Here is a 26,381-nt window from a genome sequence, read left to right as displayed (position 1 = left end):
CTATTATTGCTAATTAAGCATAGATTTTGCTAAGTGAGCCATGGGCTTAGCTAAGTTTGTTTAATGACGAAGTCTCTATTACTGCAAAGTGGTGAGAGTCACTCGAATCGCGCTATCTATCGACTATTTATGCAGCTTTGGGTGTTATAAATACCAGTCTTAGCTCGAGTAAGCCAATAACTCACCCACTTTTAACTCATTGGCGCCGCCCATGCCAGCAACCTGCGCTAATAGCAGTTCGCCACAGGCTAGTGCATCGGTCAGTGCGCTATGGGCACCATAGATAGGCAAACCATAACGCTCACGGCACGCCCCCAACCTTAAACTTCCCTCTTTTAGCACTGAATGTTCGCGTAACAAGCGATGTTTCTCCAGTAATAAGGTATCAATCGCGGGAAGAACGATAGTTTGATGATAAATAGACAAAATATCCTGTTGTAAAAAACGGCAATCAAGGGGGGAATGGTGCGCCACCAAGATATGCCCACGGGTTTGGGCCACAAACCATGTCATAGCCTGCTCAATACACACCGCCTCGGTTAAATGGTTATCGAGAATGCCATGAATCGTCGCACTCTGTCCGACACTACCTTGAATTTGCACTAATTTTTGCTGCGCACCACCAAGGGGAATCGTGCCGTTTTCAATCGGGACCAGCCCAATACTTAAGATTTGGTCATTTAGAGGATCTAAGCCTGTCATTTCCAAATCCATCGCCATCAAGGGCGCACGACTAATGGGCAGCTCCAACAGTGGCAGTAAGGATTGATAGTAATCCTTAAATAACTCATGCTGACAGCGCAGTGCTCGCCACCTCAGCTTAACGTTAACCCACCATGGTCCCATTAAAAGCTCCGCATAAATTTCATTTTCATCCCCGACTGGGCGTCATGGACCACCTTAAAGGCATCCCGTAGTTGATGCCTAACCAAAGAAGATAAATGCCCAGGCAACAGATAGTTACTAATCTGAAGTCCTTGCGTATGTTGATAACCTTGATTTGATAACCGCATATGGGCGATAAACTCGTGGGCATCGGCTAAGTTAAGCGCATCCTTACGATTAAGAATATTAGCCTCCATCAGCGCACGAATACGCTTAGCGGTGTTCACTTCTTTAATCCCTGCCGACAGGGCGTATACGCGGGCGATATCGTTGATCAAGGCATTACCTTTATGCTTTAAATCAATACCTTTGACCTCGCTACCATCGCGTTCTAATACAAATTTTCTAAAAAATCCTAAGGGAGGAGACTCTATTAAGGAATTACCAGTCAACCCCGCAAGGAAAATATCATTGTCTTTGGTTTGTGCTAATACCTTATCCTGCAGGGCGTTGAATAAGGATTGCGGGCCAAACACCGAGCGCATATCGAAGAAAATACTCGCATGCATCAATGCCTTAGGTTCTGGCGTGACCACCCATTTTTCAAAGACCTGTTGCCATTCTTTGAGTGACATACGCCACTTGGGATTTTGTGCCATGATATTACCGGGACAAAAGGCATAGCCGCATTGGTCAAGCCCCGCGCAGACCGCATGGGTCAAAGCATCGAAATACCCTTTGGCGTAATCATCCATTTCTTCGGCCACCAGCAGGCCATTATCTTGATCCGAACAGGCGGCTTGGTCTTGCCGCCCCTGCGAGCCAAAGGCTAACCAACAAAACGCCATCGGCGCCTCACCGAGAATTTGCTGATTTAACACAATCAATCGCCGAGTTAAGGCATCGGTGACCGAGGTCAGCACGCGACCAATCTCCTCGGCCCTCGCATCGGCACTGATTAAATTTTGTAATAACAAAGGAATTTGTTTACTGACGCTAATTAAACTGGCGAGGTCTCGCTGCCGCTCAATTTCACCAATCAGCAGTAATGGCTGCGAACCTTGGCCGCGTAAAATGTCCGTACTGGTCACCATGCCAATGGCTTTTACTTCATTGGTATTTTGTTCATCAATAATCGGCAGATGGTGAATATTATGTTCGCTCATCAATAGCATAGCTTCGAAGATCAAAGCATTCGATGAAATCGAAATCGGTGATGTGGTCATCGCCTGATGCACGGCAATTCGGCCATCGAGTCCGGCGGCGAGCACCCGATTCCGCAAATCTTTATCGGTTAAAATCCCCACCAACTTATGATTATCCGTAACGAGTAAAGACGACACCCGTGAGTTACGCATCAAGAGTGCCGCTTGTGTCACGCTGGCATGGGCATCGATCATTATGGGTGAAGATGACATCAAGGTACTGATACGACTGGTGGTTGTCAGATCTTTGGCCTTAAAACGCGCTTCATGACGCAACCGCTTGGCAAAGGCGCGGGTGAAAAACTTATCAAAATGCCGACTTTCACTTCGCAGTTGATCAAATAATGCCTGCGGTAAGTGGTATACCAAACTGTCTTCGAGAATGGCGACCCGATTCACGACTTTCTCCCCTGATAATAAGGTCGAAAAGCCAAAAAATTCCCCTTCGGCGACTCTATCCACTAATACACCTTCGGGATCACGCACCTCGAAGGCGCCGCTGCGGACCAAATACAATTTCGGCGCATCGGCATCAAATTTCACAAACCCAGAGGCTTTACTGTAATAGCCTATGGTGACTGACTTAGCACAATGGCGAATGGTTTTGTCAGGCAAGGTATCGAAGGGAGCCGTAGACGTTAAAAACTGCACAACGGGTTGTAATTCGCTGGCGTTCATAGCAACACCTTATTTTAGGTGAATTTTATCCCACTATAACGCGCTCGATTGTTGGACCATATACGACTAAAGTCAGGCCCTAACACTGCGCTGACACCACAAAAACAAAAGGACGCAAGCGCGTCCTTTTCTCTTAATCTAATTTAAATTAGTGGCCGCTGGCCTCACCCGCCCCTTTAGGGAAACGGATAGACTCAACCATTTCCTGCACGTGGGCTGGTGCCGCTGCGGTCAGTTTGCAGACGATAGCCGCTACCGCAAAGTTCACCACCATACCGACCATACCGATACCTTCTGGCGAAATACCGAGGAACCAGTTCGCCGATACGTTGGCCGTTGGGTTCACAAACTTGAAGTAGATGATATAACCCGCAGTGAACAGTAAACCTATTACCATACCTGCAATAGCACCTTCTTTGTTCATCGTCTTAGAGAAGATACCCATGATGATAGCTGGGAACAGAGATGAGGCCGCCAGACCGAAGGCAAATGCCACCACAGCTGCTACGAATCCAGGAGGGTTAACGCCGAAGTAACCCGCAATGACAATACCAATACCAGCAGCAAGTCGAGCGTACATTAACTCTTTCTTGTCAGAAATATTCGGCATCAGGTTCTTCTTCAGTAAGTCGTGTGATACTGAGGTAGAGATAACCAACAACAGACCCGCAGAGGTAGATAGCGCCGCAGCAAGACCACCCGCAGCCACCAGCGCAATAACCCAAGCTGGCAGATTAGCAATTTCTGGTGTCGCTAATACGATGATATCGTTGTCGATCTTCATTTCGTTAGGGCTAGCAGCATCTTCCATTTTGCCTTTGGCATAGTAGATTTTGCCGTCGCCATTCTTGTCATCCCATTTGATCAGACCGGTTTTTTCCCAGTTTTTTATCCAATCAGGCGCAGTTTCATAGGCAACACCCTTTTGATCTGGACCGTTAATGGTCTCAATCATATTTACACGAGAGAATGCCGCTAACGCAGGAACCGTGGTGTACATGATAGCGATAAACACCAGTGCCCAACCCGCTGATATACGAGCATCTTTCACTTTAGGCACTGTGAAGAAACGTACGATTACGTGAGGTAAGCCCGCAGTACCAACCATCAAAGCACCGGTAATACAGAACACGTCGATCATGCTCTTAGAACCATCGGTGTAAGGCGCAAAGCCTAAATCTAGCGACAGATTATTTAGTTTCTCTAACAGATAGACGCCAGAGTTATTCCCAGCAGCATCGAGTAACTGCGCGCCGAAACCGATTTGAGGAATAATGTGGCCAGTCATCATCACAGAGAGGAAGATTGCAGGCACCATAAAGGCGAAGATCAGCACGCAGTACTGGGCAACCTGAGTATAGGTAATACCCTTCATACCGCCGAGCACCGCGTAGAAGAACACCACGGCCATACCGATATACACGCCAGTATCCACCTCAACTTCGAGGAAGCGAGAGAATACCACGCCCACACCACGCATTTGACCAGCAATATACGTAAAGCAGATGAAGATAGCGCAAATAACCGCTACCGTACGCGCCGCTTGAGAGTAATAACGTTCACCCACGAAATCAGGCACGGTAAACTTACCAAATTTACGTAAGTACGGCGCCATACACAGAGCTAATAGTACGTAACCGCCCGTCCAGCCCATCAGGTACACACTGCCGTCATAACCGACGAAAGAGACAATCCCTGCCAACGAAATAAAGGATGCCGCTGACATCCAGTCCGCCGCAGTTGCCATACCGTTTACAACCGGATGAACACCGCCACCCGCCACATAGAATTCTTTAGTAGAACCCGCACGGGACCAAATCGCGATCCCAATGTAGAGCGCGAACGACAGCCCCACAATCAGATAAGTTAATCCTTGTACACCCATTTATGTTCTCCTTAGTCTTCTTGTACGTTATATTTTTTATCTAAGGCGTTGGCTTTTGCCGCATAGACAAAAATAAGCGCAACAAAGACATACATAGATCCCTGTTGAGCAAACCAGAAACCTAACTTGAAGCCCATGAAATGGATTTCATTGAGTACATCAACCAATAGAATGCCACATCCAAATGAGACTGCGGCCCAAATAGCTAATAGGCCCAAAACCAGACGTAAATTCTCGTTCCAGTAACCTTTTGCTTTATCATTATTTTCAAACGCCATAGCGACTCCCCTGTGCTGTTTTATTTTTAAGTCTCGTTAAATCTAGCAACAGCTGGAGTGACCACAATCAAGACCTTAGTCTAATTTGCGAAATACCTCACACGAGGAAAAATTTAATAGCATTTAAAATCATGAAGTTAACAATGTTTTTACATTTAGTTGCAAAAGTCATTTTTTGAGCAACTTAGACCAATGTCGAAGAACCTAAGACTAGAAAGAGACAAAATGACGTGTTAGATGAGCGGATAGATAAAGCGATGAGTAACAATAACTGGCTGTGATATAAACAAAATATCGTACTGCACTGAGGTGGATACGCCGTCAGAAACCCATGCGTTGCAATCAAGATTTGCTAGCAGAATGGCAAAAAATAACCCAGCTGTGCTGGGTTATTGAAAGCAGGTGAAGTAATACTGCTATATAAAGCAGCGGTCAGCCTGTTATTTTGCCGCTAAAAATTTGACCAGCTCAGCCAGTTCTTCAGAAGTGTGAACCTTAGAGGTGATTAAGTAACGACCATTCACTAGTAACGAAGGCACACCTTTGATGCCCGACAATTCCGCCTGCGAGTCGTAATTCATGATAGTAAACTTCGCATCGACAGAGTTCATCGCCGCATCGACATCATCGGCCTTCGCGCCTTGAGCCACAAAGAAGGCTTTTACCTGTTCAGGGCGAGTAAATTGTTCACCCTTTTCATGGATTTGTTTAAAAATCGCTTCGTGCACTTGCTTGGTCATTTTTAGCTTTTGCGCAACAAAATAGGCTAATTGACTCAACTCCCATGCAGGACGTCCCGCGCCCACTGGCGTGCGCTCGAAGGCTACATCTTTGCCTAAGAGTTTTACCGTGGAAGCAACAAAGGGTTCCTGTTTGTAGCAATGTGGGCAGTTATAGGAAAAAAACTCTCGCAGCACAGGCTTTTGTGCTTCGTTGATGCCAGCGACAGTGACATAATCCTTCCCTTCTTCAAAACTCGCCGCCTGCAGTGCAAAACTCGCACTTAACACCAATCCACAGACCAGCGCCGCCAAAGGTCGAACAAAATTAGTTAGGCTTTTCATATTTTATCTTCTTATTAGTGACTGCATCATTGAGTCGTAAGTCGTTTGCAAACGCACAGGCCATTAAGATACCTCAAAAGATGGCCGACATTCTTAAACATTTGTTAACAATAGGCGTTAAATTGCCCACTAACAGGCCGCAAGCATCGCAAGGGGCGAAGCAAATTGATACTCAAATCCCAGCTCGCGCACTATCGCATCCCCTAGAATGACTTTGCTGGGTTGCAGCTGGGCATTAAATTGTGGCTCTGCTAATCCCAGTGACTTGGCCGCCGCAACGTAAAATTCGCTTCGCGAGGGATGCTCTGGCGCGCATAGATTATAGACAGGAGCCACTTTCTCTCCCCTCGCCTTTGCATCAATAATCAAACTCACCGCCTCGACGCAGTCCTGTAAATGCACAAGATTGACCGCAACATTGCCGCCCGCCACATCGGTTTTACCGGCAAAGAAGCGCCCTGGATGGCGTTTAGGTCCAACAAGCCCCGCAAAACGAACGATGCAGCTATTCGATTGGCGACTGAATAAGGCTTCAGTGTCCAATAACACCTGCGATGACGGTGACTCGGCCTGTGCGTCCGCTTCTGTCATGGATTTGTCAATGGAAGGATAAACACCTGTGGTACTGATAAACACTATGCCTCGATAATGCCAGCCCTGAGTAAGCGCAATTAACTGCTGCAATTCTTGAAGATAGGCACTATTGCCATGCTTTAGGCGGGGAGGAATATTGACGACAAGAAAGTCTGTCTGAAACAAGGCTTTTAAAGCCTGCGCGTCGGGAAGAACTTCGGCTTCCTCCCCGAGCTGCAGTTGAAATCCATGGATCCCCGCCTCAGTGAGGTGCTCTAACTCCTCAGTGTGGCGTTTAGCACCAGTGACACGATAACCCGCTTGCACTAAGTGCTTGGCGAGGGCAAAACCAAACCAACCACAACCGACTACTGCAACACTTTTTTGTTCCGCCACTGTTCGCTCCATTCCGATTGACCTACTCATTATTCAGCATATTTTCGGCCAATAGCATACGGAACTCAGACGCAGGGATTCAAGCTTGGAGTGAGCTAAAATAAAAACTAATGCCTTTATCCATTTGTAAGGTGCGGATCGCGCCCTCGGTTAACTCTTCCGCGCGAATAGTTTTTTGTACTGTCACCCCTTCATCACTTAAAAAACGTAATGAAGCCTCACTGCCATCGTCCTTACAGGCCCATACTTGCGGCTGACTCACTTCTTTGGTGGTCATGATCACCTTAGCTACAGTGTTGTCAGATAACTTAACGATAGTGCCTGGCGGATAGATACCTAAAATCTTGACCAATACTGCAATTAAGGATTCGGCATGCTTACTCGCACGGTTTTTAAATAAATAGCCTAAGGCCACTTGCGGTGAAGAGGCCTGCTGGCCACTGAGCTGCTGATCGTAATCGTTCGCTAGGCTCACAATTTGGGTGGTAATGGGAATTTTTGCCCCCGTTAACCCATCGGGAAAACCTGATCCATCAATAAACTCATGGTGATGCAACACAATATTCAGCACTTCCTTTGGGAATAGCCCCGAACGATTCAGCATGTCGTAGCCAAAGTTTGGGTGCATTTGCAGGTAATTGGCCTCATGGGGAGTGAGCGCCCCCCGTTTACGGCGGATCACATCAGGTACTTTGAGTTTACCTATGTCGTGGAATAAGCTCCCCAAGGCAATATCCCGCAGATCCCGCGCAGGTAAGTCGAGCGCCTGACCAATCATCATGCCTAATACCGCCACCGAGATGCCGTGCTGAGTCACACTGACATCCTTTTCATCCATACCCACTAAGGTCAGGAAAGGTTTTTCGACCTCTTGCAGATGGCTGAGCAAATCCTCCACTAAGGCGGCCGACAAACGATAAGCGCCTTCCGGGTCACTTACCACTTTGCCATACACATTACGGCACTGGTTGACGCTCTCTAAAAAACGCTTCTGACTTAAGCGCATCGCCTTACGGGTGTCAGCCTTCAAGTCTCGCGCCGGTGGCGCTTCTTCAATCACCTCGACGTCTTCCGCTTCATCCATCGATTCGAGTTCATCGCTGTTACCAGAGATCAGATACACATAGGGCACACCGAGTCCTCGGATCATCTCAATATGCGCCGGACTACTAATATCAACACGGTTAAATAAAAAAGGGTGATTCGTCCATGACAAAGGCAACTTGACCCTCATGCCAAGTTGAAGTTCGGAAAGTAATAGTTTTCGTTGGGCTGCTTTTGCCACGCAATATGACTCCTTTCATGTACGCAAGAAGGCTCACATCTTCGCTTCTTAGGTTGCACATTTAAGCTAAGTACATATAACTATAGATGATTCAACAAAATCAGTAAGCTATAAGTGAAAAAATGCTTATCAAACTGAGGGATAGTACACACAAATCATCCCTCAGTGGTTCGTAATTGGATAAAAATCTGAAATAACAACGAGATGTGTCTAGTCTTTTTTAACCGAAGTTGCAGCCTCTTTCGGCCAATCCGCTAAGTAATAACTGAGCCGTTTTGACTTGTAAACATACAAACATGACCAAAACAACACTAAGGCGTCGAGGGCCAAACTCCAATGGAATAAAAATTGTCCGTGGATTAATCGCTGGGCGAGTAAAGTCGCATCGACTAATAACAATAACCACAGTCCCCATTTGAGGTGGACAAACAGCGGGCGCAGCAATAAGGGCGAGCGGCGCCGCTCCGCTATGACCACAAAATAAAGCACCACAGCGCCAAGCCCTGCCGCCAGCGCAAGCAAAAAGTCAGACTTTTCAGGATAGAAGAGCCTGACTAATTCTGATCTATCACTGGCTTGGGTCAACGAGGCGATAAAAATACACCAGCCACGGGCGAGGAAGGCCAAGATGGCATATAAAACTATCGGAGGTTTGATATGGCCTTTATCATCGAGCCAAGTGATGTGACTAAAATTCAATCGCAATCCATTTAGTAAAAACTAAAGCAATATAAGCTAGATGGTGGCATAACGGCTAAATTCAATGGCTGGTGTAAATAATTCCTCTCCAGCTTGTTACGTTAAAGTGTGTCACGCTTAAGTTTATGATGCCTAGTTGGTCACGCTAAGTTGCTGACCCCAAATCTTAGCCATAAAAAAGCCCCGCAAGGCAGGGCTTTATCAACGAAGCGGCAACGAGTTAGCTGTTTGCAGCCAGAAGAGCCAATAATTCATCTTCGCCAATCACTTTAACGCCAAGCTCCTGCGCTTTGGCAAGCTTAGAACCTGCCGCTTCACCTGCCACTAAACAATCAGTATTTTTTGAGACACTGCCCGCGACTTTGGCGCCTAAGGCCTGTAATTGCGCCTTAGCATCGTTACGGTTGAGTTGATTTAAGGTGCCCGTTAGCACCCAAGTCTGCCCCTTCAATGGCTGCTCATCGGCGCTTGGTGCTGCAATCGCAGGCCAGTTGACGCCAGCCGCAATCAAAGCATCGATCACCTTTAGGTTATGTGGCTGGGCAAAGAAATGCGCCACGTGCTGGGCAACCACTTCACCAATATCTTCAACTTGAATGAGTTGCTCAATAGTAGCCTCGCGCAGCGCCTCTAGGCTGCCAAAGTGAGTAGCCAGGTTCGCCGCCGTGGCCTCCCCCACTTCACGAATGCCTAAGGCATAGAGGAAACGTGGCAAAGTAGTGGTTTTAGCCGCTTCAATCGCCAGCGCTAAATTGGTGGCGGACTTCATTCCCATACGGTCGAGCATGGTCATCATCGAGGCGGTGAGTTTAAATAAGTCAGCCGGGCTTTGAACCAGCTCCTTATCAATTAACTGCTCGACGATTTTATCGCCCATACCGTCGATATCTAATGCCTTGCGGGAGGCAAAATGCTTGATCGCCTCTTTACGCTGGGCCTCACAGAATAAGCCGCCACTGCAACGGGCCACAGCTTCACCTTCTAAACGCTCAACTAAACTGCCGCAAACCGGGCAATGTTGCGGGAAGGCAATCGCCTTAGCATCTTCTAGGCGACGCTCGGGCACTATGGCTACAATTTGCGGGATCACATCGCCGGCGCGGCGGATAATCACAGTATCGCCCACCATTACACCTAAACGAGCGATTTCATCGGCATTGTGTAAAGTCGCGTTCGATACCGTCACGCCGCCGACAAACACAGGTTTTAGGCGCGCAACCGGAGTCACTGCGCCAGTGCGGCCGACCTGAAAATCTACGCCTTCGAGCAGCGTCATTTCTTCCTGCGCGGGAAACTTATAGGCAATCGCCCAACGGGGAGATTTAGCCACAAACCCTAAGGTTTGCTGCTGGGTGATATCGTTCACCTTCATCACCACGCCATCGATCTCAAAGGGTAAGTCGGTGCGGCGAGTTAATATATCTTGATAGTAGGCAAAGACTTGGCTGAGTTCGTCGCAGACTTTAATCTCGCTACTGACTGGCAGCCCCCAAGATTTAAGTTGCTGCAATTGCTCATAATGCGTCTTAGCTAACTCGTGGGAAGTCGGCTCCACCACACCTAAGGCGTAGGCATAAAAAGACAACGACCGTGAGGCGGTAATTTTACTGTCGAGCTGACGCAAGCTGCCCGCCGCCGCATTACGCGGATTCACAAACAGTTTTTCATCCTTTAAGCGTGCACGCTCATTTAGCGCCTCAAATGCCGCCTTGGGCATAAAGGCTTCGCCGCGCACTTCGACCAATTCGGGATAGTTGTCACCGCGCAGTTTAAGTGGAATCGACTTAATGGTTTTAACGTTTTCGGTAATATCTTCGCCCACGGTACCATCACCACGGGTCGCGGCGCGCTCAAGTACCCCATTGCGATACAAAATACTCACCGCCAAACCATCGAGTTTCGGCTCACAGCAAAAACTCACTTGGCCCACCCTGTCGTTGACGCGCTTATGAAACGCGCTAAAATCTGCCTCATCGAAGGCATTATCGAGACTTAACATAGGTTTAAGGTGAGTGATTTGTTCAAACTTAGCCAGCGCCATGCCGCCCACTCTTTGGGTGGGCGAGTCGGCAGCAACAAACTGAGGATACTCAGCCTCAAGCTGTTTCAGCTGCTGCATTAATCTGTCGTATTCGGAGTCGGTAATGCTTGGCGCATCGTCGACATAGTAACGAATATTGTGTTCATTCAGAGATTGGCAGAGCGCCTGCATCAATAGCTGCGCATTTTGTGTCGTGACAGCTTGAGAAAGCAGTTCAGAAAGGCGTTTATCGAGTTGAATGTCTTGCATATTCATTTCCAGAATTCTTAAGCCATAAAAAAGTTGCAAAAAATGAGGCCGCATTTAGCGGCCCCATCTGTCTATCACCGCGGTCTCGCGGCGTTGCATTAAGCGTTTGCGCGAATGCGGTGTAAATAATCTTGCTTAGTAAACTCACCCCAAGGTTGACGCTGACCATCGAGCACTACCGCATCGATATCATCCGCCAGTTGGCGCGCCGAGTTAAGCATAATGGAGAAGTTCATTAGCGCATCACCGTAGCAAGGTAAGGTCATAAAGAACACGACGCCTTGAGTGCTGAATTGTTCCATATTGTCTGGGTCAAAAATCCCAGGTTTTACCATATTCGCAATGGAGAACAGCACCTTACCATTGCCAGCATTGTCCACATGGCGGTGGAAAATATTCATATCGCCATATTTAAAGTTAAGGGTTAAGAAGCAAGGTAACAATTCGGCACCATTGAGCTGCTGACCTTCTTTAGCCACAACGTGCAGCACTAATACATCGCGCGGTTCGCCTAAATCATCATCTGCTTGCTCAACGGCTTGAGGTTGCTCTTCTTCATATGCCTCTTCATCATCAAACAAGGCGGTTTGGGTTGGCATTTGCACCTGTGCACGTTGCTCTTCGGCGGCCTTTTGCGCCACCATGGCCGCATGGGATTGCCCTACATGGGCTTGGGCTAGATTGGCAGAATGTCCTTGTAATACGGGCTCTTGGCGTGATGCTTTAGGACCGCGGTGTTGCTCTTTGGCCGTGGGGGATTGCAGACTAAAATCCGGCTGCGCCATGCTTGGCTCTTGCTTAAATGGAGGCTTAGGTTCTACTGCCAGCGGTTCAACTTGTTGCGCTTCTGTTTTTGCTTCTTGCTTTAAATAAGGATTAAACGCAGGTGCCTCTGGGGTGTGGGGTTCATTCGCTTTACGGACTCTGACGGCACCAATACCGTCGGCGTCGAAACCATCGGCATCGACACGCTTAGGTGCACCCTCGCCTCGTTCGGCCTGCTTTTTATAGAAATTGCCCATTGGACTATCTTTCAATGACTTAGGTTGTTGTCTTCTGATAGACCAAAATCCATGCACCAGCACAGCAACTATGGCTATGGCGCCTAAAACGAACAATACTAGTTGCAAATCTTCCATTGGTTACCCTGTCTTTCTTCTAGTTATCAAGCGTCGGCCATCGCCACCGCTTGCTCTAAATCTACTGCGACTATACGGGAGACACCCGGCTCATGCATAGTCACACCGATAAGTTGATCAGCCATCTCCATCGTAATCTTGTTATGGCTGATATAGATAAACTGTACGCTCTGTGACATTTCCTTCAATAATCGACAGAAACGTTCTACGTTGGCATCGTCTAAGGGCGCATCCACTTCGTCTAACATACAGAAGGGAGCTGGATTCAACCTGAAAATCGCGAATACCAATGATAAAGCCGTTAGGGCTTTTTCACCACCGGAAAGAAGATGGATTGTGCTGTTCTTCTTACCCGGGGGTTGGGCCATGATGGTCACGCCCGTTTCTAATAAATCGTCATCAGTCAGCGCTAAATACGCGCGCCCACCACCGAATACCTTAGGGAATAAGCGCCCTAGATCTTCGTTTACTGCATCAAATGTGGTCTTAAAGCGAGTGCGGGTCTCCTTATCGATTTTCCGAATGGCTTCCTCTAGGGTTGCCAGACCGTTATTTAGATCTTCATCTTGATGATCCAAATAGGATTTTCGCTCACTTTGTTGCTCGAATTCTTCGATCGCCGCGAGGTTTATCGCCCCTAAGCGAATAATTTTTTGGCGGATCTGATCCAAATCACGCTGCCACTTGTCGGGATGCCCATCCGCAGGCAGGGAATCGACAATCTGGGCGAGCACAATTTGTTGCTCTGACAGCGCCGCCAATTGGCTATCGGCCTGCCCTTTTAATCCCTCACGACGTAACTTTAACGTGCTGAGGCTTTGAGTCAAGCCCTCAAGCTTACCAAGCTCTTGTTTTTGCTTTAATCCTATACTGTTTAGCGTTTCAGTGAGCGAACTTTGTTGTGACCTGAGGCTTTGTAGTGCCTGTTGCTGACTCTGCTGCTGATTGAGCAACTGGGCCAGTTGTTCGCTGAGCTGCGCCGTTTGCTGATCGCCCTCTTGTGCAGCGACGCTGGCAAGCTGGGCTGACAGTGTTTCCTTCGAATGGACTAATTCATTGACACGCACACGCTGTAATTCAATTTGTTCTGCGCTCACCGCCATCCGAGTGGTGACCGATTGCAGACTGGCATTAAGAGTCGACAAGCGGCGCTCGGCATCACCAATCTGCGCCTTTAAAGCTTGATGACGGACTAAATCCCCTTGCGCATCTTGGCTTTGTTGCTGCTGCTTCTCAAGGCCTAACTCCAGGGCCTCTGCCAGTTCATCCTCTTGCTCAGAAAGCAGCATTAACTGTTCGGCAAGCTCGGCTAACTCTGCATGTGTTCGTGCAACGATTTCTGCTAGTTGCCCGCGTTTCGCTTCACGCTGTTTGGCCTGCGCCTCTGCGTTATTAAGCTGGGTAGATTTGGTGGCTTTATCGAGCTGTAACAGGTGTAAGCGTTTAGTGCCTTGGCTTAAGCTGTCGCGCACTTGGGTTAATTGCTGCGCTAATTCATCGAGCTTTACCTGCTGTATTGCCTGCGCCTGCTCACAGTCAGCGATTGTCTCGCTCAGCTGGGTTTGCTCTTTACTGAGTTGCACTAAAGATTGGCTATTATCTTGTTTGGCAATCAAAAAACCTTTGCCGAGCAGATAACCATCGGCGGTGACAATCCGCTCATCGGCCGCCAAGCTCGCAAGTTGTGCTTGCGCGCTGGCCAGATCATCGATCCATTTGAGTCCCTTAAGCCAAGGGGCAAGGTTCAGATCTGCTGGCAGTGTGATAGGAGAGCCGTCGAAATGTGTATCACCCGTAGCCAAGGCCGCATCGGCATAAAACCCTATCTCATTGGCGCTAACGCCCAAGGGCAGCGTCATCAATCCCTGCAGCGCCAGTTCGGCAGCGGCTTCCCAGCCGTTTTCGACTTGAATGCTTTGCCACAGCTGCGGCTTATCACTTAACTCTTCTTGTTTCGCGAGCCACTGTTCAACCAGTTCGAAGCGCGCCCGCATCGAAGTTAAACGTTGCGACAACTGCTCAAATTCACCGCGCGCCAAATCTAACGCATGAGTATCGGCGGCAAGAGTTAACTCAACCTCTTGATTAATTTCAACTTGTTCAGCTAATGCCTGCTCCAATTGGGCAACCTCGTCATTAAGCGATGCGCTGTTATCTTCGAGGGCATGGGCATTAAGCGAGGCCAACTCTTGTTGCTGCTCTTGGTGTAACTGGGTTTTATGGGCACTCAACTGCTGCTGGTGTACCAACTTGCTGCGATGTAATTCTAATTGCAGTTTGTGCTGAGCGACGGCCGCCGCCAGCACTCTGGCGTTTTCACTTTGAGCCTCAGTGCGCGAAACACTCATCTCCCACTGTGCTTGCAGCTCATCGAGCATTTCTTGCTGCAACTCATGTTGCGGTGCAAGTTGGCCAAGCTCCGCCTCTAGCGCATGAAAACTGGCCTGATAAGCGGCTAATTTGGCTTTGTTTTGAGTGATCTGCTCGCTCAATTGCTCTAGCTGAGTATGTAGCTGGGCGTCGCGCTGCTTTTGGCTCTGTAACTGCTGCTCTAGCTTAGCGATTTCGGTACCCGTCAGATAATAGGCTTCGACCGCCTGCTGCTCCTGCTCTGCTAACTGCGAAAGTTTGACTTGCAGCTCTGTGCTTTCTAACTCACCGGTTTGAGCCAGGGATTGGGTCGCCGCTTGTTGCAGCTCGAGCGAGCTTATCTGCTCAGATAAACTTGCCATTTGACTTTGCAGCTCTTGATAGCGCATCACCAAAAGCTCGGCATGGGTTTTACGCTCAGCGTGTTTCAGCTCACGATATTGCTTTGCCGCCTTGGCCTGCTGACTGAGTTTTTCGAGTTGTTTGGCTAACTCACTGCGGATATCCCCTAAACGCTCCAAGTTTTCGCGGGTGTGACGGATACGGTTTTCCGTTTCACGTCGACGCTCCTTGTAGCGAGAAATCCCCGCAGCCTCTTCGATAAAAGTGCGTAAATCTTGAGGTTTAGATTCGATTAAACGTGAAATCGTGCCCTGTTCGATAATGGCGTAACTGCGCGGACCAAGCCCGGTGCCCATAAACAGGTCGGTGATATCTTTGCGGCGACACTTTTGACCATTGAGAAAATACCAAGACTCGCCATCACGGCTCACCTGGCGTTTTACCGAGATTTCTTCATAACTGGCATATTGGCCCGCAAGTCGACCCTCTTTATTTTCAAATACCAGTTCTACACCCGCCACAGATACGGGTTTACGGGCGCTGGAGCCGTTAAATATCACGTCACTCATGGAGTCGCCGCGCAAATGTTTTGCAGAGCTTTCGCCTAACACCCAGCGCACGGCATCAATCACGTTCGACTTACCGCAGCCATTTGGACCAATAATGGCGCTCAATGCCTGTAAAAACGGAATTTTGGTGGGATCGACAAACGACTTAAAGCCGGCAAGTTTTATTTGTTTTAATCTCATGGTGCCAGTTTGCGCGTCTCAGTATAAAAAGCCATCGGGACGATGGCGAATATGGGGGCAGCTAATTGTATACAGAATTCTGAGGCCAACTTTAGCAAAGCAGGCAGTATTTTGTAACGCTTTTTATTGAATTCATGTGGCTTTTAGCTTGTCATCTCGCGATGAGTTGATCACAATCGCACTTATCTGTATCTCAGGCTGTATCTCAACTTTTTTGGAATGACGATATGACACAGAAATCCTCCTCCCCTTCGCAGGGTAAAAGTGGTGTGAATTATTTTCTCGATGGCTTTGGTTTAATTAAACGTAAAGGCCTGCGCACCTTTGTATTTATTCCCTTAATGATCAACTTGGTACTGTTTGCTGGTGTCATCTATGTGGCGATTGGGCAGCTCGATGTGCTCTTCACTTGGATGAATGCCCAGCTACCCGAATACTTAAGTTGGCTTAACTTTTTGCTCTGGCCGTTAGCGGTAACCACTATGCTGGTGATGCTGGCGTTTGTCTTTAGTTCGGTGATGAACTGGCTGGCTGCGCCCTTTAATGGCTTGCTGGCCGAGAAGGTCGAGCAGTTGTTAACCGGTAAACCGATGAATACGGGCTCAGGCATTGACGTAGTCAAAGACTTACCGCGCATTCTTGGCCGTGAATGGATCAAACTCAAATATTATTTGCCCCGCGCACTGGTGTTTTTATTGCTGTTTCTAGTGCCAATGGTTGGGCAAACTTTAGCCCCGATCCTGTGGTTTTTATTCAGCGCTTGGATGATGGCGATTCAATACTGCGATTATCCCTTCGATAACCATAAGGTTAGCTTCAAGGATATGCGCTTTGCCCTTAATCAAACCCGCGGCACCAGCTTTAGCTTTGGTGCAACTGTCACCCTGTTTTCAATGATCCCTGTGGTGAACTTTATCGTGATGCCAGTTGCGATTTGTGGTGCTACCGCCATGTGGGTCGATAAGTACCGCGAAGCCTACCGTAATCCTGTGGTTTCTCCCGAATAATGCCCCAAAGCACTGGATGCCCGCCATCCAGTGCTTCCTTAGTTTTCAGCTATTTTTAATACAATTCTTGTAACAATTGCCCACTCTTGTTAACGCACAATATCTGGCACACTGCGCGCCATTTTAGAATGATTTGGGCCCAGTTGTTGAAGACGTTTCTCCCCTTAGTGTTATCGAGCGCGGTATTTATCAGTTCGCCAAGCCTGGCGGGCTCTGCCAGCCAATTTCAATTAACGATTCCCACCTTAGAAAATGCCGCCAATATTGATGGCGAGTTTGATGAGGAGGTTTGGCAGCACGCGGCGCTGACCGAACTACGTTATGAGACGCAGCCCGGTGAAAACACCGCCGCCCCTGTTTATACCCAAGCCAGAATTTACGCGACCCAAACCAGCCTATTTGTGGCCTTTACCGCCAAAGACAGTCAGCCGCAACAAATCCGCGCCACACTCAAGGACAGGGATAATCTCTGGGGCGACGATCTGGTGGGGATCAAACTCGATACCTTTAATAATGCGCGTTTGGCCTATCAGTTTTTTGTGAATCCACTGGGCGTGCAATTAGACTCGATGGAGAACGAGCTCACTGGCGAAGAGAGTGAAGCTTGGGATGGCATTTGGAAAACCGCCGGAAAAATCACCGCCGAGGGTTATCAAGTGGAAGTCGAGCTGCCATTACGGCTATTTAACTTCGACGATAAAAAGCCTATTCAAGCGTGGGGATTTGAGTTGATCCGCTACTATCCGCGCAATGAAAATCATCGCATATCTACCCATAAAATCGATCGCAATATCAGTTGCCAGCTCTGTCAGCTCGGCGTGGCCACGGGCTTAGCCTCCGCCAAGCAAGGACAAGATCTGCAAATGACTCCCTCCTTTGTCGCCAATCGCAATGAGCAAAAAAGCGAAAATGGCTGGCAAGCCGAGAGTAACTATGAACCTGGGCTCGATTTACGTTGGGGCATCACCTCGCGCACGCTGTTAAACGCAACCATTAACCCCGATTTCTCGCAAGTGGAGTCTGATGAAGGCCAGCTCGATATCAACAGCACTTTCGCACTGTTTTTTGAGGAGAAACGCCCCTTCTTCCTCGACAATAAAGATTACTTCGATACCCAAGTGAATCTGCTGCACACCCGTAATATTGTCTCACCGGATTATGGGCTAAAACTCACTAGCCAAACCGAACAACACACTTTGGCGTTGCTGGCCGCCAATGATAGCCAAACCACCTTTTTAATGCCGGGGAACTTAAGTTCTGAGGTCACCTCCTTAGCGGAGGAAAGCCTTAATCTGGCGGCGCGTTACCGCTTCGATATGGATAAAACCTTCTCCTTTGGCGGCCTTATCACGGCAAAGAGCAGCGCCGACAATCAACTTACCGACGTTGCCGAGCAAAATGATTATCACAATTATGTCATGAGCTTAGATGCGAAATACCAACCGACAGCCCAGGATATCTTTACCGCTCAGGTCGCCCATTCCCAGACACGTTACCCCACAGCCCTATACCAACAATTTTGTGGCAATGTGGAGGGAGAACTGACAGAAGGGCTACTCTGCGGTCAAACGCCGTTAGACTGTGAACTCGGCCAATGTGAAGTAAATGAGCAAGTATTACGTAGCCAATCTGATCAGGATTTCAGTGGCGCCCTGTATCAACTGACCTATGAACACAACGCCCGCGATTGGTTCGCCTACGGCGAGTACCATGACGTCTCTCCCGATTTTCGCGCCGATTTAGGCTTTGTGGAGAAAATTGACTATCGCACCTTTATGGCCGGTGGTGGCTTAATTTGGTATCCGGATGCGGTGTTTAACAAGATAAAATTCGGTGGCGACTGGGATATCACCCACAATCAAGCCGGGGAGCAGCTCGAGCAAGAATTTGAGATCTTTTGGGAAATGTATGGCGCGCTGCAGAGCGAATTGTCCTTTGGGATAGAAACCCGTGAACGTGTTGGCCCACGCCATGACAGTGCGCAACTGGCGGTGTTAGGCAACAGCAATCAATACCAGGAAACCCAAGGCTGGCTCTATGGCGCAATTACGCCCACCTCAGCCCTAAGCTTGGAGCTTGAGATCCATTACGGCGATGAGATTGACTTCCTCAACGACAGATTAGGCACAAAAACCTTAATCAATCCAATGTTCAAATGGAAAATTACCAACGGCCTGTCGGTGGATGTTTCCCATCAATATCAGCATATGGAAGTCGAGCAGGATAAACTCTTTACCGCAAACCTCTCGGATGTGCGCTTGCACTGGCAACTGAGTCTGCACAGCTTTATTCGTCTATCTAGCATTTACACTCAAATCGAACGTAATCTTACGCAGTATCTGTATTCGACGCCCGACAGCGAAGAGGCACACTTAGGCAATGAAATCCTCTACGGCTACAAACTCAATCCCCAGAGTGTGTTCTATTTGGGCTATTCCGACAGTCTGACCTCGGATGATGAACTCACCCGGCTGACGCGAGATGAGAAGACCTATTTTATGAAGCTAAGCTACGCCTGGTTGCTTTAGGCCCTAGATTTTAGGCTAAAACGCTCTTAAGCTCGCAGCAAATCTTTTACCTTTAAGCCCGCAATATCCATTGCGGGCTTAAATCAGAGTACAGCTTAAGACTCTCCAATACCCAATTGGCGTGGACTAGGAAGCGCAACCCCTATTGCGGCAAGCTCTACCCCCCAATGCCGCAGCAGCGCAAGATATGCCTGCTCAAAGGGATAGCGTGGCCGCGAGAATGTCCATACTGAAGGGAAACACCATTCCTCCTCACTTTCATCAATCGCTAAATAGACGGCGAAATCATGCTTTGTCTCACTCAGCGCAGCGATTAGATTTGTCGCCATTGCAGCCCTGTGGACAGAGGTAAATCCCAACTGTTCACCAAACTCATTAAACACATAAGCATCGTACAGCGCTTGCAGCTGCGCGGGGGCTAAAGGATTGTAGCGATTGAGTATTTCCCCGAGCGTTTCCTCACGGTCATAACAATTAAAGGCGCCAAGAAACCAGCCAGGGTTGGGATGAAACGGAATATCCGAATCAGGGTAAAGAAGCGTCATGGTGACAAGTTCTCGTATCGCAACTGAGGCTTTAAAGAAAAAGCGTTTTTAGGCAGCTAACTGCCTTGCCTGAGTAAAGGCATTTTCGGCTAAGGTACCGCATCAAGCCGTTTTATCAATATGCTGATTTAAAAGCTAAAGCCCCATTACTGATAATGGGGCTTTAGTCGATTTAGCGTTTCTGCAGGATCACGCTACCGATGGAGTAACCCGCACCAAAGGAGCTTAACAGCCCTAAATCGCCCGCATTAAAGTCTGCGGAATATTTATGGAAGGCAATCACAGAGCCAGCGGATGCAGTATTGGCATACTCATCGAGCACCACGGGCGCTTGCTCGGACGACACTTCATCCCCTAGCAGTTTTTTCACCACAAATTGGTTCATATTGATGTTGGCTTGATGCAACCATAAGCGTTTAAAAGACTGTGGCGTCAAGGATTGCTCGGCCAAATGTTCGTCTAAATGCTGATAAATCATAGGCAACAGTTCTTTAAAGACTTTGCGTCCCTGTTGGTGGAATAACTTATCCGCTTGATGCGCCGAGCTTGGATCGCAGCGATTCAAAAAACCGAAATTACTGCGAATATTGTTCGAGTAGTCAGTAAAACAACGACTTGAAACAATATTAAAGCCCTTATTGGCGGCCACTAGGCTTTGCTCTTCGAGCACCATAGCGGTCGCCACATCGCCGAAGATAAAGTGACTGTCACGGTCACGGTAATTCACCTGCGCCGAACAAATTTCGGGGTTAATCACTAACACGCGTGAAGCCGAGCCAGTCGCTATCGCATTGGTTGCGGCGACAATGGCAAAGGTAGCCGAAGAACAGGCAACCTGCATATCGTAGCCATAACCACGGGTACCGAGTGCACGTTGGATTTCAATCGCCATCGCAGGATAAGCGCGCTGAGTATAAGCACAGGCAACGATCACTAAATCGATTTGCTCGGCCTTCACGTCCGCTTGCTTAAGTGCCATCAATGCCGCCTCAACCCCAATTTCGGCCTGCATAGATAACTCGTCACTGCTGCGCTCAGGAATAAGCGGCATCATGATTTCAGGATCAAGAATACCGTCTTTGACCATCACATATCTGTGCTTGATACCCGAGGCCTTCTCGATAAACTCACTGGAGGAATAAGACAGCGGCGCAACATGGCCCTGCTCAATTAATCCTGCATTTTCAAGGTTAAACATATCTACATAAGCGTTGAAGCTCTCCACCAAAGCTTCATTAGAAATACTGTGTGGCGGCGTAAATAAACCGCTGCCAGAAATAACGACCTGTTTCATAGGTGCTCCGAACGGGTGCTTGTTGTAAGGTGAGCAGACGTCGCATTATTCTGTGTTGGCACGGCGGCCAATGCGTGTTCAGCCTGCGCCTGTTGCTGCTCTAATTGTTGCTTTTTATGCATTTGCGCTAAGTCTATCACGACTGTGGAAGATATTTTATCTTGGATCCCCTGCCGATTGGCATCCCAAAATATCTGCATAAAGCCCAGTAAGCCCGTCGTGAAGCCCGCCGCATAACCACCATAACGGCCAAATGCCCCCCAAAGGTTGATTTTAGCGCCATCGAGTTGGATAACGCGGATGCCTAAGAGTTTCTTCCCTAAGGTCTGACCATCAAATTTGGCGGTAAACACAGTGAAGTAAAATGCGGCCCAGCCAAAGCCTAAGCCCATATCGCTCATAAAGCCTTTGATCCACGCCAGCACACTGCGAGTGTCACTCTCTTCCTCATCGGCGTTGCTGCCTTCGGTTTCATGCACAGGATTAGCTGACGCAAGGTTATTCATTGTCGTCGCTGGATTATCGGTTTGTGGTTCGGTCGAGGGAGCTGGAACATCCTCAAGCTTGCCATCAGGCGAATTGCTTGGTATAGGCGTCTGTGATGCCGTACTTGAATTCTTGGCTGAGCCCTTAGCTGACCCCTTGGTTGAGTCTAGGGTGACTTCAAACACTTTCACCTCGGGCCAGAGGCTGCCCGCCACGATTTCACTGCGTAACTGCGCTTTATCGGCCTGGGATAAATCCGTACTCTCCAAAGTATCTAGAACCATATCGCGTCGCTCAAGTGCGGACATTCCTTCAATGGGCACATTTTCGAGCGTCTGCTGTAGGGTACGGATCTGTTCTCGGGCACAATCTGCGTTGTCACAGAGTCCGAGGGAGACAAGGCTTGGAATCGCCTTAACAACATGATTGATATCCTGGGGCGCAGAGTTTTTTTCGCGGGAAGTTTTACTCGATTGATGGAAATCCCATAAATTCCCCGCAGAGCTAAAGAGCATTAGACCTAGCATGGCGGCATAGAGTCCCCATTTGAGTAATCGACCAAACTGAATACTGCGTTTCTCGATATAAATAATCCCCACCACCAGCAGAACAAACAGCCAATCCATTTGTTCGGCTAAAATAGTGATAAATAAACCATCGATTAACATCGCCAGCGCCCGCTTCAATGGTGTGGCTAACGGGGTATAAAGTACCGATTCGGCAATAGTGAATGCCTTAGGGGTGACCATAGTTCTAGGATCTTTGCCCAAGTCCGTTTGTTGTTGCTTCATAGTGGTGGCAATCCAATTCCGATAGACGTTTTATAAGTGAAACATCAAGTGGTTATTCTTATTTATACGTTATTTTTTATTGATGTTAGCAAGAGGTTAACACAGTTAAACCCACAGCCAATTGGGCTTTGCGAATAACAGCATTATCTTTAATAACTAAATCGAATAAAGAAGAACAAACAATCACTTCTAAATGCGCCACAGGCGATTATGATTCAATAGTGCAAACATAGGAGCAAGCAATCCATGAGCAAAATTTTCGAAGACAATTCATATACTATTGGCAATACCCCGTTAGTGCGTTTAAACCGCGTAAGCCAAGGTAAAGTGCTGGCAAAAGTCGAAGCACGTAATCCAAGTTTCAGTGTCAAATGCCGTATCGGTGCCAATATGATTTGGGATGCCGAGAAAAATGGCCTGCTCACAAAAGATCACGAACTGATTGAGCCAACCTCAGGTAATACAGGGATTGCCTTAGCCTATGTGGCGGCGGCCCGTGGTTACAAACTGACGTTAACTATGCCAAATACCATGAGCTTAGAGCGTCGTAAGTTGCTTAAAGCCTTAGGTGCAAACCTAGTGCTGACCGAAGGCGCAAAAGGCATGAAAGGTGCTATAGACAAAGCGGAAGAAATCCGTCAATCAGCACCTGAAAAATACATTATGCTGCAGCAGTTTAATAACCCTGCAAACCCTGAAATCCACGAAAAAACCACAGGTCCAGAGATTTGGAACGATACCGATGGTGCTGTGGATGTGTTTGTTGCGGGTGTAGGTACCGGCGGTACTATCACTGGCGTGAGCCGTTACCTGAAAAAAGTTGCTGGCAAAGCCATTACTTCTGTTGCGGTAGAACCTGCTGATTCACCAGTTATTACTCAAACCTTAGCGGGATTACCAGTACAACCTGGTCCACATAAAATTCAGGGTATTGGCGCAGGTTTTATCCCTGGAAACTTAGATCTTGAGTTAATCGACCGCGTTGAAACTGTGACAAATGATGAAGCCATCGACATGGCACGCCGCTTAATGCAAGAAGAAGGCATTTTAGTGGGTATTTCTTCTGGTGCTGCTGTGGTTGCGGCGAACCGCATCGCGGCCCTGCCAGAGTTTGCGGATAAAAACATCGTGGTTATCCTGCCTTCGGCTGCCGAGCGTTACTTATCTTCTGTTCTGTTCCAAGGCCAATTTGGCGACGAAGAGAACATCCAGTAATCTGGTAAGCCTACTAGCTAAAAATACCCAGCATTGTCTGGGTATTTTTATGGCCGAAATTTATCGGTAATCACGATGAACACCGCTTACCCCCCCTCAGATCCGCATTTATCCACTAAGTTGGAGCTAGTTCATAGTTTTCCATCACCGCTCTGACTTTTGCCGTTAACTTCGCTATAAAGGTTGTATTTCTTTGTAAACTCAGCCAATTTATGTCCTTCTATCACACCCCGAAAGCCTTAAGTGCCTTTGATGCCAAATTTGAGGCGCAAAAAATCGCCTTTGGCCCCATCAGTTTTCAGGTTGCCCATTGCCTGCTGAAATTTGAAGTATTAGCCACCATTGACCAAGCAGGCGTACAAGGGGTAAGCATTGCCCAACTCGCGCAAACCAGTGTGTTAAACGAGTATGCCCTTGGCGTGTTACTCGATATGGGATTGAGTATGGGGCTGGTATGGCTCAATGGTGATGCCTATGTGCTCGATAAAACAGGCTATTTTTTACTGCACGATGATATGGCGGCCATTAACCTCAACTTTGTGCAGGACGTGTGTTATCAGGGACTGTTTCAACTCGATAAGGCGCTAGTCGCGGGTAAACCCTCTGGTTTAGCGGTATTTGGTGATTGGCAAACGATTTACCCCGCCCTTAAGGATTTACCTGCTCAGGCAAAGGCCAGCTGGTTTGCCTTCGATCACTATTATTCTGACCACGCCTTTCCGCAGATTTTACCCTTAGTGTTTGCCCATTCTCCCAAACACTTAGTCGATATTGGCGGAAATACGGGAAAATGGGCGCTAAGCTGCTGCGAGTTTAATCCAGAGGTTGAAGTCACCCTAATGGACTTCCCTGGCCAATTAGCCGTTGCCAAAGACAATGCCGCCAAGCATGGCTTTGCCGAGCGGATCCACACCTTTGCCACCGATTTGCTCGATGAATCACGCCCCTTTGTCGAAAGCGCCGATACCTATTGGATGAGCCAGTTCCTCGATTGCTTCTCTTTGGAGCAAATCCTCAGCATTTTGCAACGCACCGCTCAGGCGATGACGCCAAACAGCCAGTTGTTCATTGTCGAAACCTTCTGGGACAGGCAACCCTCTGCCGCCTCGGCCTATTGCGTCAATGCGACTAGCTTGTACTTTACTGCGATGGCCAATGGTAATAGCCGTATGTACCACTCTAAGGACTTGATTAAATTGCTACATCAAGCGGGTTTATACGTCGATGAAGACACTGACAACCTCGGGCTGGGGCATACTTTGCTGCGTTGTAAGCGCAAACCTTAGCCGTTATAAAAACTGAATCTCTGAATAAAATTAATCAATTTTATTTATTAAACCCTCGACCATACACTGACATTAACAGACAGACACATCGAATTAATGTCAGTGTTGAGAGGTAAATAATATGACTTCAAAGCGTAAACGTTGGACGGCACAGGCAGCTAAATTACCTAGCCCTATGGGCGGACTCGCACTCGCGATTGCGAGCTTAGGGTGGACTTGGGAAAGCATGATGCCCTCACTCAATGGCTGGGGGCAACTCACAGGGGCTGTCATTGCCTCTGTCTTACTCGTAATGCTTACAGCAAAATTTTTACTTCATCCCTCAGTGCTGAAAAGCGAACTCAGCCACCCCGTTGTCGGCAGCGTGATCCCAACATTCGCCATGGCGTTAATGGTGGTATCAAACCTACTCGGCCATTATTTTCCCCATGCTGGCTTAATCCTTTGGTTAGCCGCCATTGTTATCCATGTTATCTTTTTAGGCGCCTTTATTTACTACCGGGCTATCGACTTCAAACTTGAACATATGGTGTCTAGTTGGTTTGTGCCCCCTATTGGCATCATAGTGGCAGCGGTATCCTTCCCTAGCAATGGCTCACCTTGGTTAGTGAACCTGATTTTAACCTTCGGCATGCTCGCATATTTAGTCATGCAGCCATTGATGCTCTATCGCTTAATTTTTTGCCAAGCAGTGCCCGATGCGGCTAAACCCACCATTGCCATCCTCGCCGCACCAGCCAGTTTATCCTTAGCGGGCTACTTAACTGTGTGCGAGCAACCATCTATTGCCGTGGTCGCCGTCTTAGCGAGTATTGCCGTCTTGATGACAGCGGTGATTTACTTCGCCTTTTTCCATCTACTCAAATTGCCCTTTAGCCCAGGCTATGCCGCGTTTACTTTTCGCATGGTGATCGGCGCGACGGCACTGTTTAAAACCGCCCACTGGCTCGCGCAATTTAGCCAAATGAGCGACCTCACTCACTGGGTAAGATTACTCGCCGACTTTGAGCTCGGCATCGCCTCCTTAGTCGTTAGTTATGTCACGGTCCGGTATTTAACTCATTACTTATTCAACCCAATTGATTATATTTTTACCAGCCACAGAATTGAGTTAAAATAATCAGTATGAAAAACTGTATAATTAAGCTATCCAATCAATACTCATAAAAATGGTAAATAACACAGCATACAGTAGAGCAGGAGTGAATTTATATTCACTCCTGCTATTTATTTAGCATTTCATAAAATCAAAAAAACACAAAAAACCTGATTAAAATTCAATCAAAAAATAAATAATTACCTTTTTAATTAAAAATATGCTCAGTGACAAAATAAACAATACGCCAACCATTAAATAAAACTTAAATAAAAAACACAAAAAATTAAACAGTACAAAGGACTATAAATTAATATATTTATTTATAAATAAATTTAGAACCACCCCAAAACAA

General features: G+C 47.8%; 19 protein-coding genes. 5 read left to right on the top strand and 14 right to left on the bottom strand.

Features of this window, described 5'->3' with window-relative positions; translation table 11 throughout:
* Positions 1 to 159 precede the first annotated feature (159 nt).
* From ACK5NH_RS16020 to smc, 11 genes are all read right to left on the bottom strand, one after another.
* Positions 160 to 846, bottom strand: a complete 687-nt coding sequence (locus ACK5NH_RS16020; RefSeq protein ID WP_416921683.1) for an exonuclease domain-containing protein — start codon at positions 844 to 846, stop codon at positions 160 to 162.
* The gene (locus tag ACK5NH_RS16015) at positions 846 to 2,708 is read right to left on the bottom strand and encodes a DUF294 nucleotidyltransferase-like domain-containing protein (protein WP_416921681.1); all 1,863 of its coding nucleotides are present in this window, start codon (positions 2,706 to 2,708) and stop codon (positions 846 to 848) included. Before ACK5NH_RS16015 ends, ACK5NH_RS16020 begins: the two co-directional genes overlap by 1 nt.
* A gap of 148 nt (positions 2,709 to 2,856) precedes the next feature.
* Positions 2,857 to 4,593: a sodium:solute symporter family protein gene (locus ACK5NH_RS16010; protein WP_416921679.1), complete on the bottom strand. Its 1,737-nt coding sequence runs from the start codon at positions 4,591 to 4,593 to the stop codon at positions 2,857 to 2,859.
* An 11-nt stretch (positions 4,594 to 4,604) separates the two neighbouring features.
* Entirely contained in the window at positions 4,605 to 4,871 is a 267-nt protein-coding gene (locus tag ACK5NH_RS16005; protein WP_011622295.1) for a DUF4212 domain-containing protein, read from the bottom strand.
* A gap of 440 nt (positions 4,872 to 5,311) precedes the next feature.
* On the bottom strand, positions 5,312 to 5,935 hold the full coding sequence (locus tag ACK5NH_RS16000; RefSeq protein ID WP_416921676.1) for a thiol:disulfide interchange protein DsbA/DsbL: 624 nt from the start codon (positions 5,933 to 5,935) through the stop codon (positions 5,312 to 5,314).
* A gap of 129 nt (positions 5,936 to 6,064) precedes the next feature.
* Entirely contained in the window at positions 6,065 to 6,916 is an 852-nt protein-coding gene (locus ACK5NH_RS15995) for an SDR family oxidoreductase (protein WP_416921674.1), read from the bottom strand.
* 67 nt (positions 6,917 to 6,983) lie between these two features.
* Positions 6,984 to 8,189 (bottom strand): HD-GYP domain-containing protein, encoded by a 1,206-nt coding sequence (locus tag ACK5NH_RS15990; protein WP_416921672.1) that lies wholly within the window; start codon positions 8,187 to 8,189, stop codon positions 6,984 to 6,986.
* 210 nt (positions 8,190 to 8,399) lie between these two features.
* Positions 8,400 to 8,888, bottom strand: a complete 489-nt coding sequence (locus tag ACK5NH_RS15985) for a DUF2919 domain-containing protein (RefSeq protein WP_416921670.1) — start codon at positions 8,886 to 8,888, stop codon at positions 8,400 to 8,402.
* Between the two features lie 220 nt (positions 8,889 to 9,108).
* Positions 9,109 to 11,178 (bottom strand): NAD-dependent DNA ligase LigA, encoded by a 2,070-nt coding sequence (gene ligA, locus ACK5NH_RS15980; protein WP_416921668.1) that lies wholly within the window; start codon positions 11,176 to 11,178, stop codon positions 9,109 to 9,111.
* Between the two features lie 98 nt (positions 11,179 to 11,276).
* Positions 11,277 to 12,317 (bottom strand): cell division protein ZipA, encoded by a 1,041-nt coding sequence (gene zipA / locus ACK5NH_RS15975; RefSeq protein ID WP_416921666.1) that lies wholly within the window; start codon positions 12,315 to 12,317, stop codon positions 11,277 to 11,279.
* 26 nt (positions 12,318 to 12,343) lie between these two features.
* Positions 12,344 to 15,778 (bottom strand): chromosome segregation protein SMC, encoded by a 3,435-nt coding sequence (gene smc / locus ACK5NH_RS15970; protein WP_416921664.1) that lies wholly within the window; start codon positions 15,776 to 15,778, stop codon positions 12,344 to 12,346.
* Between the two features lie 227 nt (positions 15,779 to 16,005).
* Here smc and cysZ point away from each other — a divergent pair, with 227 nt between their 5' ends.
* Complete coding sequence (gene cysZ / locus ACK5NH_RS15965) at positions 16,006 to 16,785, top strand: sulfate transporter CysZ (protein WP_416921662.1); 780 nt, start codon at positions 16,006 to 16,008, stop codon at positions 16,783 to 16,785.
* 128 nt (positions 16,786 to 16,913) lie between these two features.
* On the top strand, positions 16,914 to 19,313 hold the full coding sequence (locus tag ACK5NH_RS15960; RefSeq protein WP_416921660.1) for a DUF5916 domain-containing protein: 2,400 nt from the start codon (positions 16,914 to 16,916) through the stop codon (positions 19,311 to 19,313).
* 95 nt (positions 19,314 to 19,408) lie between these two features.
* On the opposite strand, the gene ACK5NH_RS15955 is transcribed toward ACK5NH_RS15960, so the two are convergent.
* From ACK5NH_RS15955 to ACK5NH_RS15945, 3 genes are all read right to left on the bottom strand, one after another.
* Positions 19,409 to 19,858 carry a hypothetical protein gene (locus ACK5NH_RS15955; protein ID WP_416921658.1) on the bottom strand — a complete coding sequence of 150 codons (450 nt, stop codon included), beginning with the start codon at positions 19,856 to 19,858 and terminating at the stop codon, positions 19,409 to 19,411.
* A 172-nt stretch (positions 19,859 to 20,030) separates the two neighbouring features.
* Positions 20,031 to 21,152, bottom strand: a complete 1,122-nt coding sequence (locus ACK5NH_RS15950; protein ID WP_416921656.1) for a beta-ketoacyl-ACP synthase III — start codon at positions 21,150 to 21,152, stop codon at positions 20,031 to 20,033.
* Positions 21,149 to 22,429: an RDD family protein gene (locus ACK5NH_RS15945; RefSeq protein WP_416921654.1), complete on the bottom strand. Its 1,281-nt coding sequence runs from the start codon at positions 22,427 to 22,429 to the stop codon at positions 21,149 to 21,151. Before ACK5NH_RS15945 ends, ACK5NH_RS15950 begins: the two co-directional genes overlap by 4 nt.
* Before the next feature lie 246 nt (positions 22,430 to 22,675).
* Here ACK5NH_RS15945 and cysK point away from each other — a divergent pair, with 246 nt between their 5' ends.
* From cysK to ACK5NH_RS15930, 3 genes are all read left to right on the top strand, one after another.
* Positions 22,676 to 23,644, top strand: coding sequence for a cysteine synthase A (cysK, locus tag ACK5NH_RS15940; RefSeq protein ID WP_416921652.1), 969 nt, complete (start codon positions 22,676 to 22,678; stop codon positions 23,642 to 23,644).
* Between the two features lie 212 nt (positions 23,645 to 23,856).
* A complete protein-coding gene (locus ACK5NH_RS15935; RefSeq protein ID WP_416921650.1) occupies positions 23,857 to 24,930 on the top strand; it encodes a methyltransferase in 1,074 nt (357 codons plus the stop codon).
* A 121-nt stretch (positions 24,931 to 25,051) separates the two neighbouring features.
* The gene (locus tag ACK5NH_RS15930; protein WP_416921648.1) at positions 25,052 to 26,050 is read left to right on the top strand and encodes a TDT family transporter; all 999 of its coding nucleotides are present in this window, start codon (positions 25,052 to 25,054) and stop codon (positions 26,048 to 26,050) included.
* Positions 26,051 to 26,381: the final 331 nt, after the last annotated feature.

The organism is Shewanella sp., from assembly GCF_047975355.1.
In the GTDB taxonomy this organism is placed as follows: Bacteria; Pseudomonadota; Gammaproteobacteria; order Enterobacterales; family Shewanellaceae; genus Shewanella.
The sequence above is the reverse complement of the archived record's forward strand: the minus strand, read 5'-3'. Positions and strand labels throughout refer to the sequence as shown.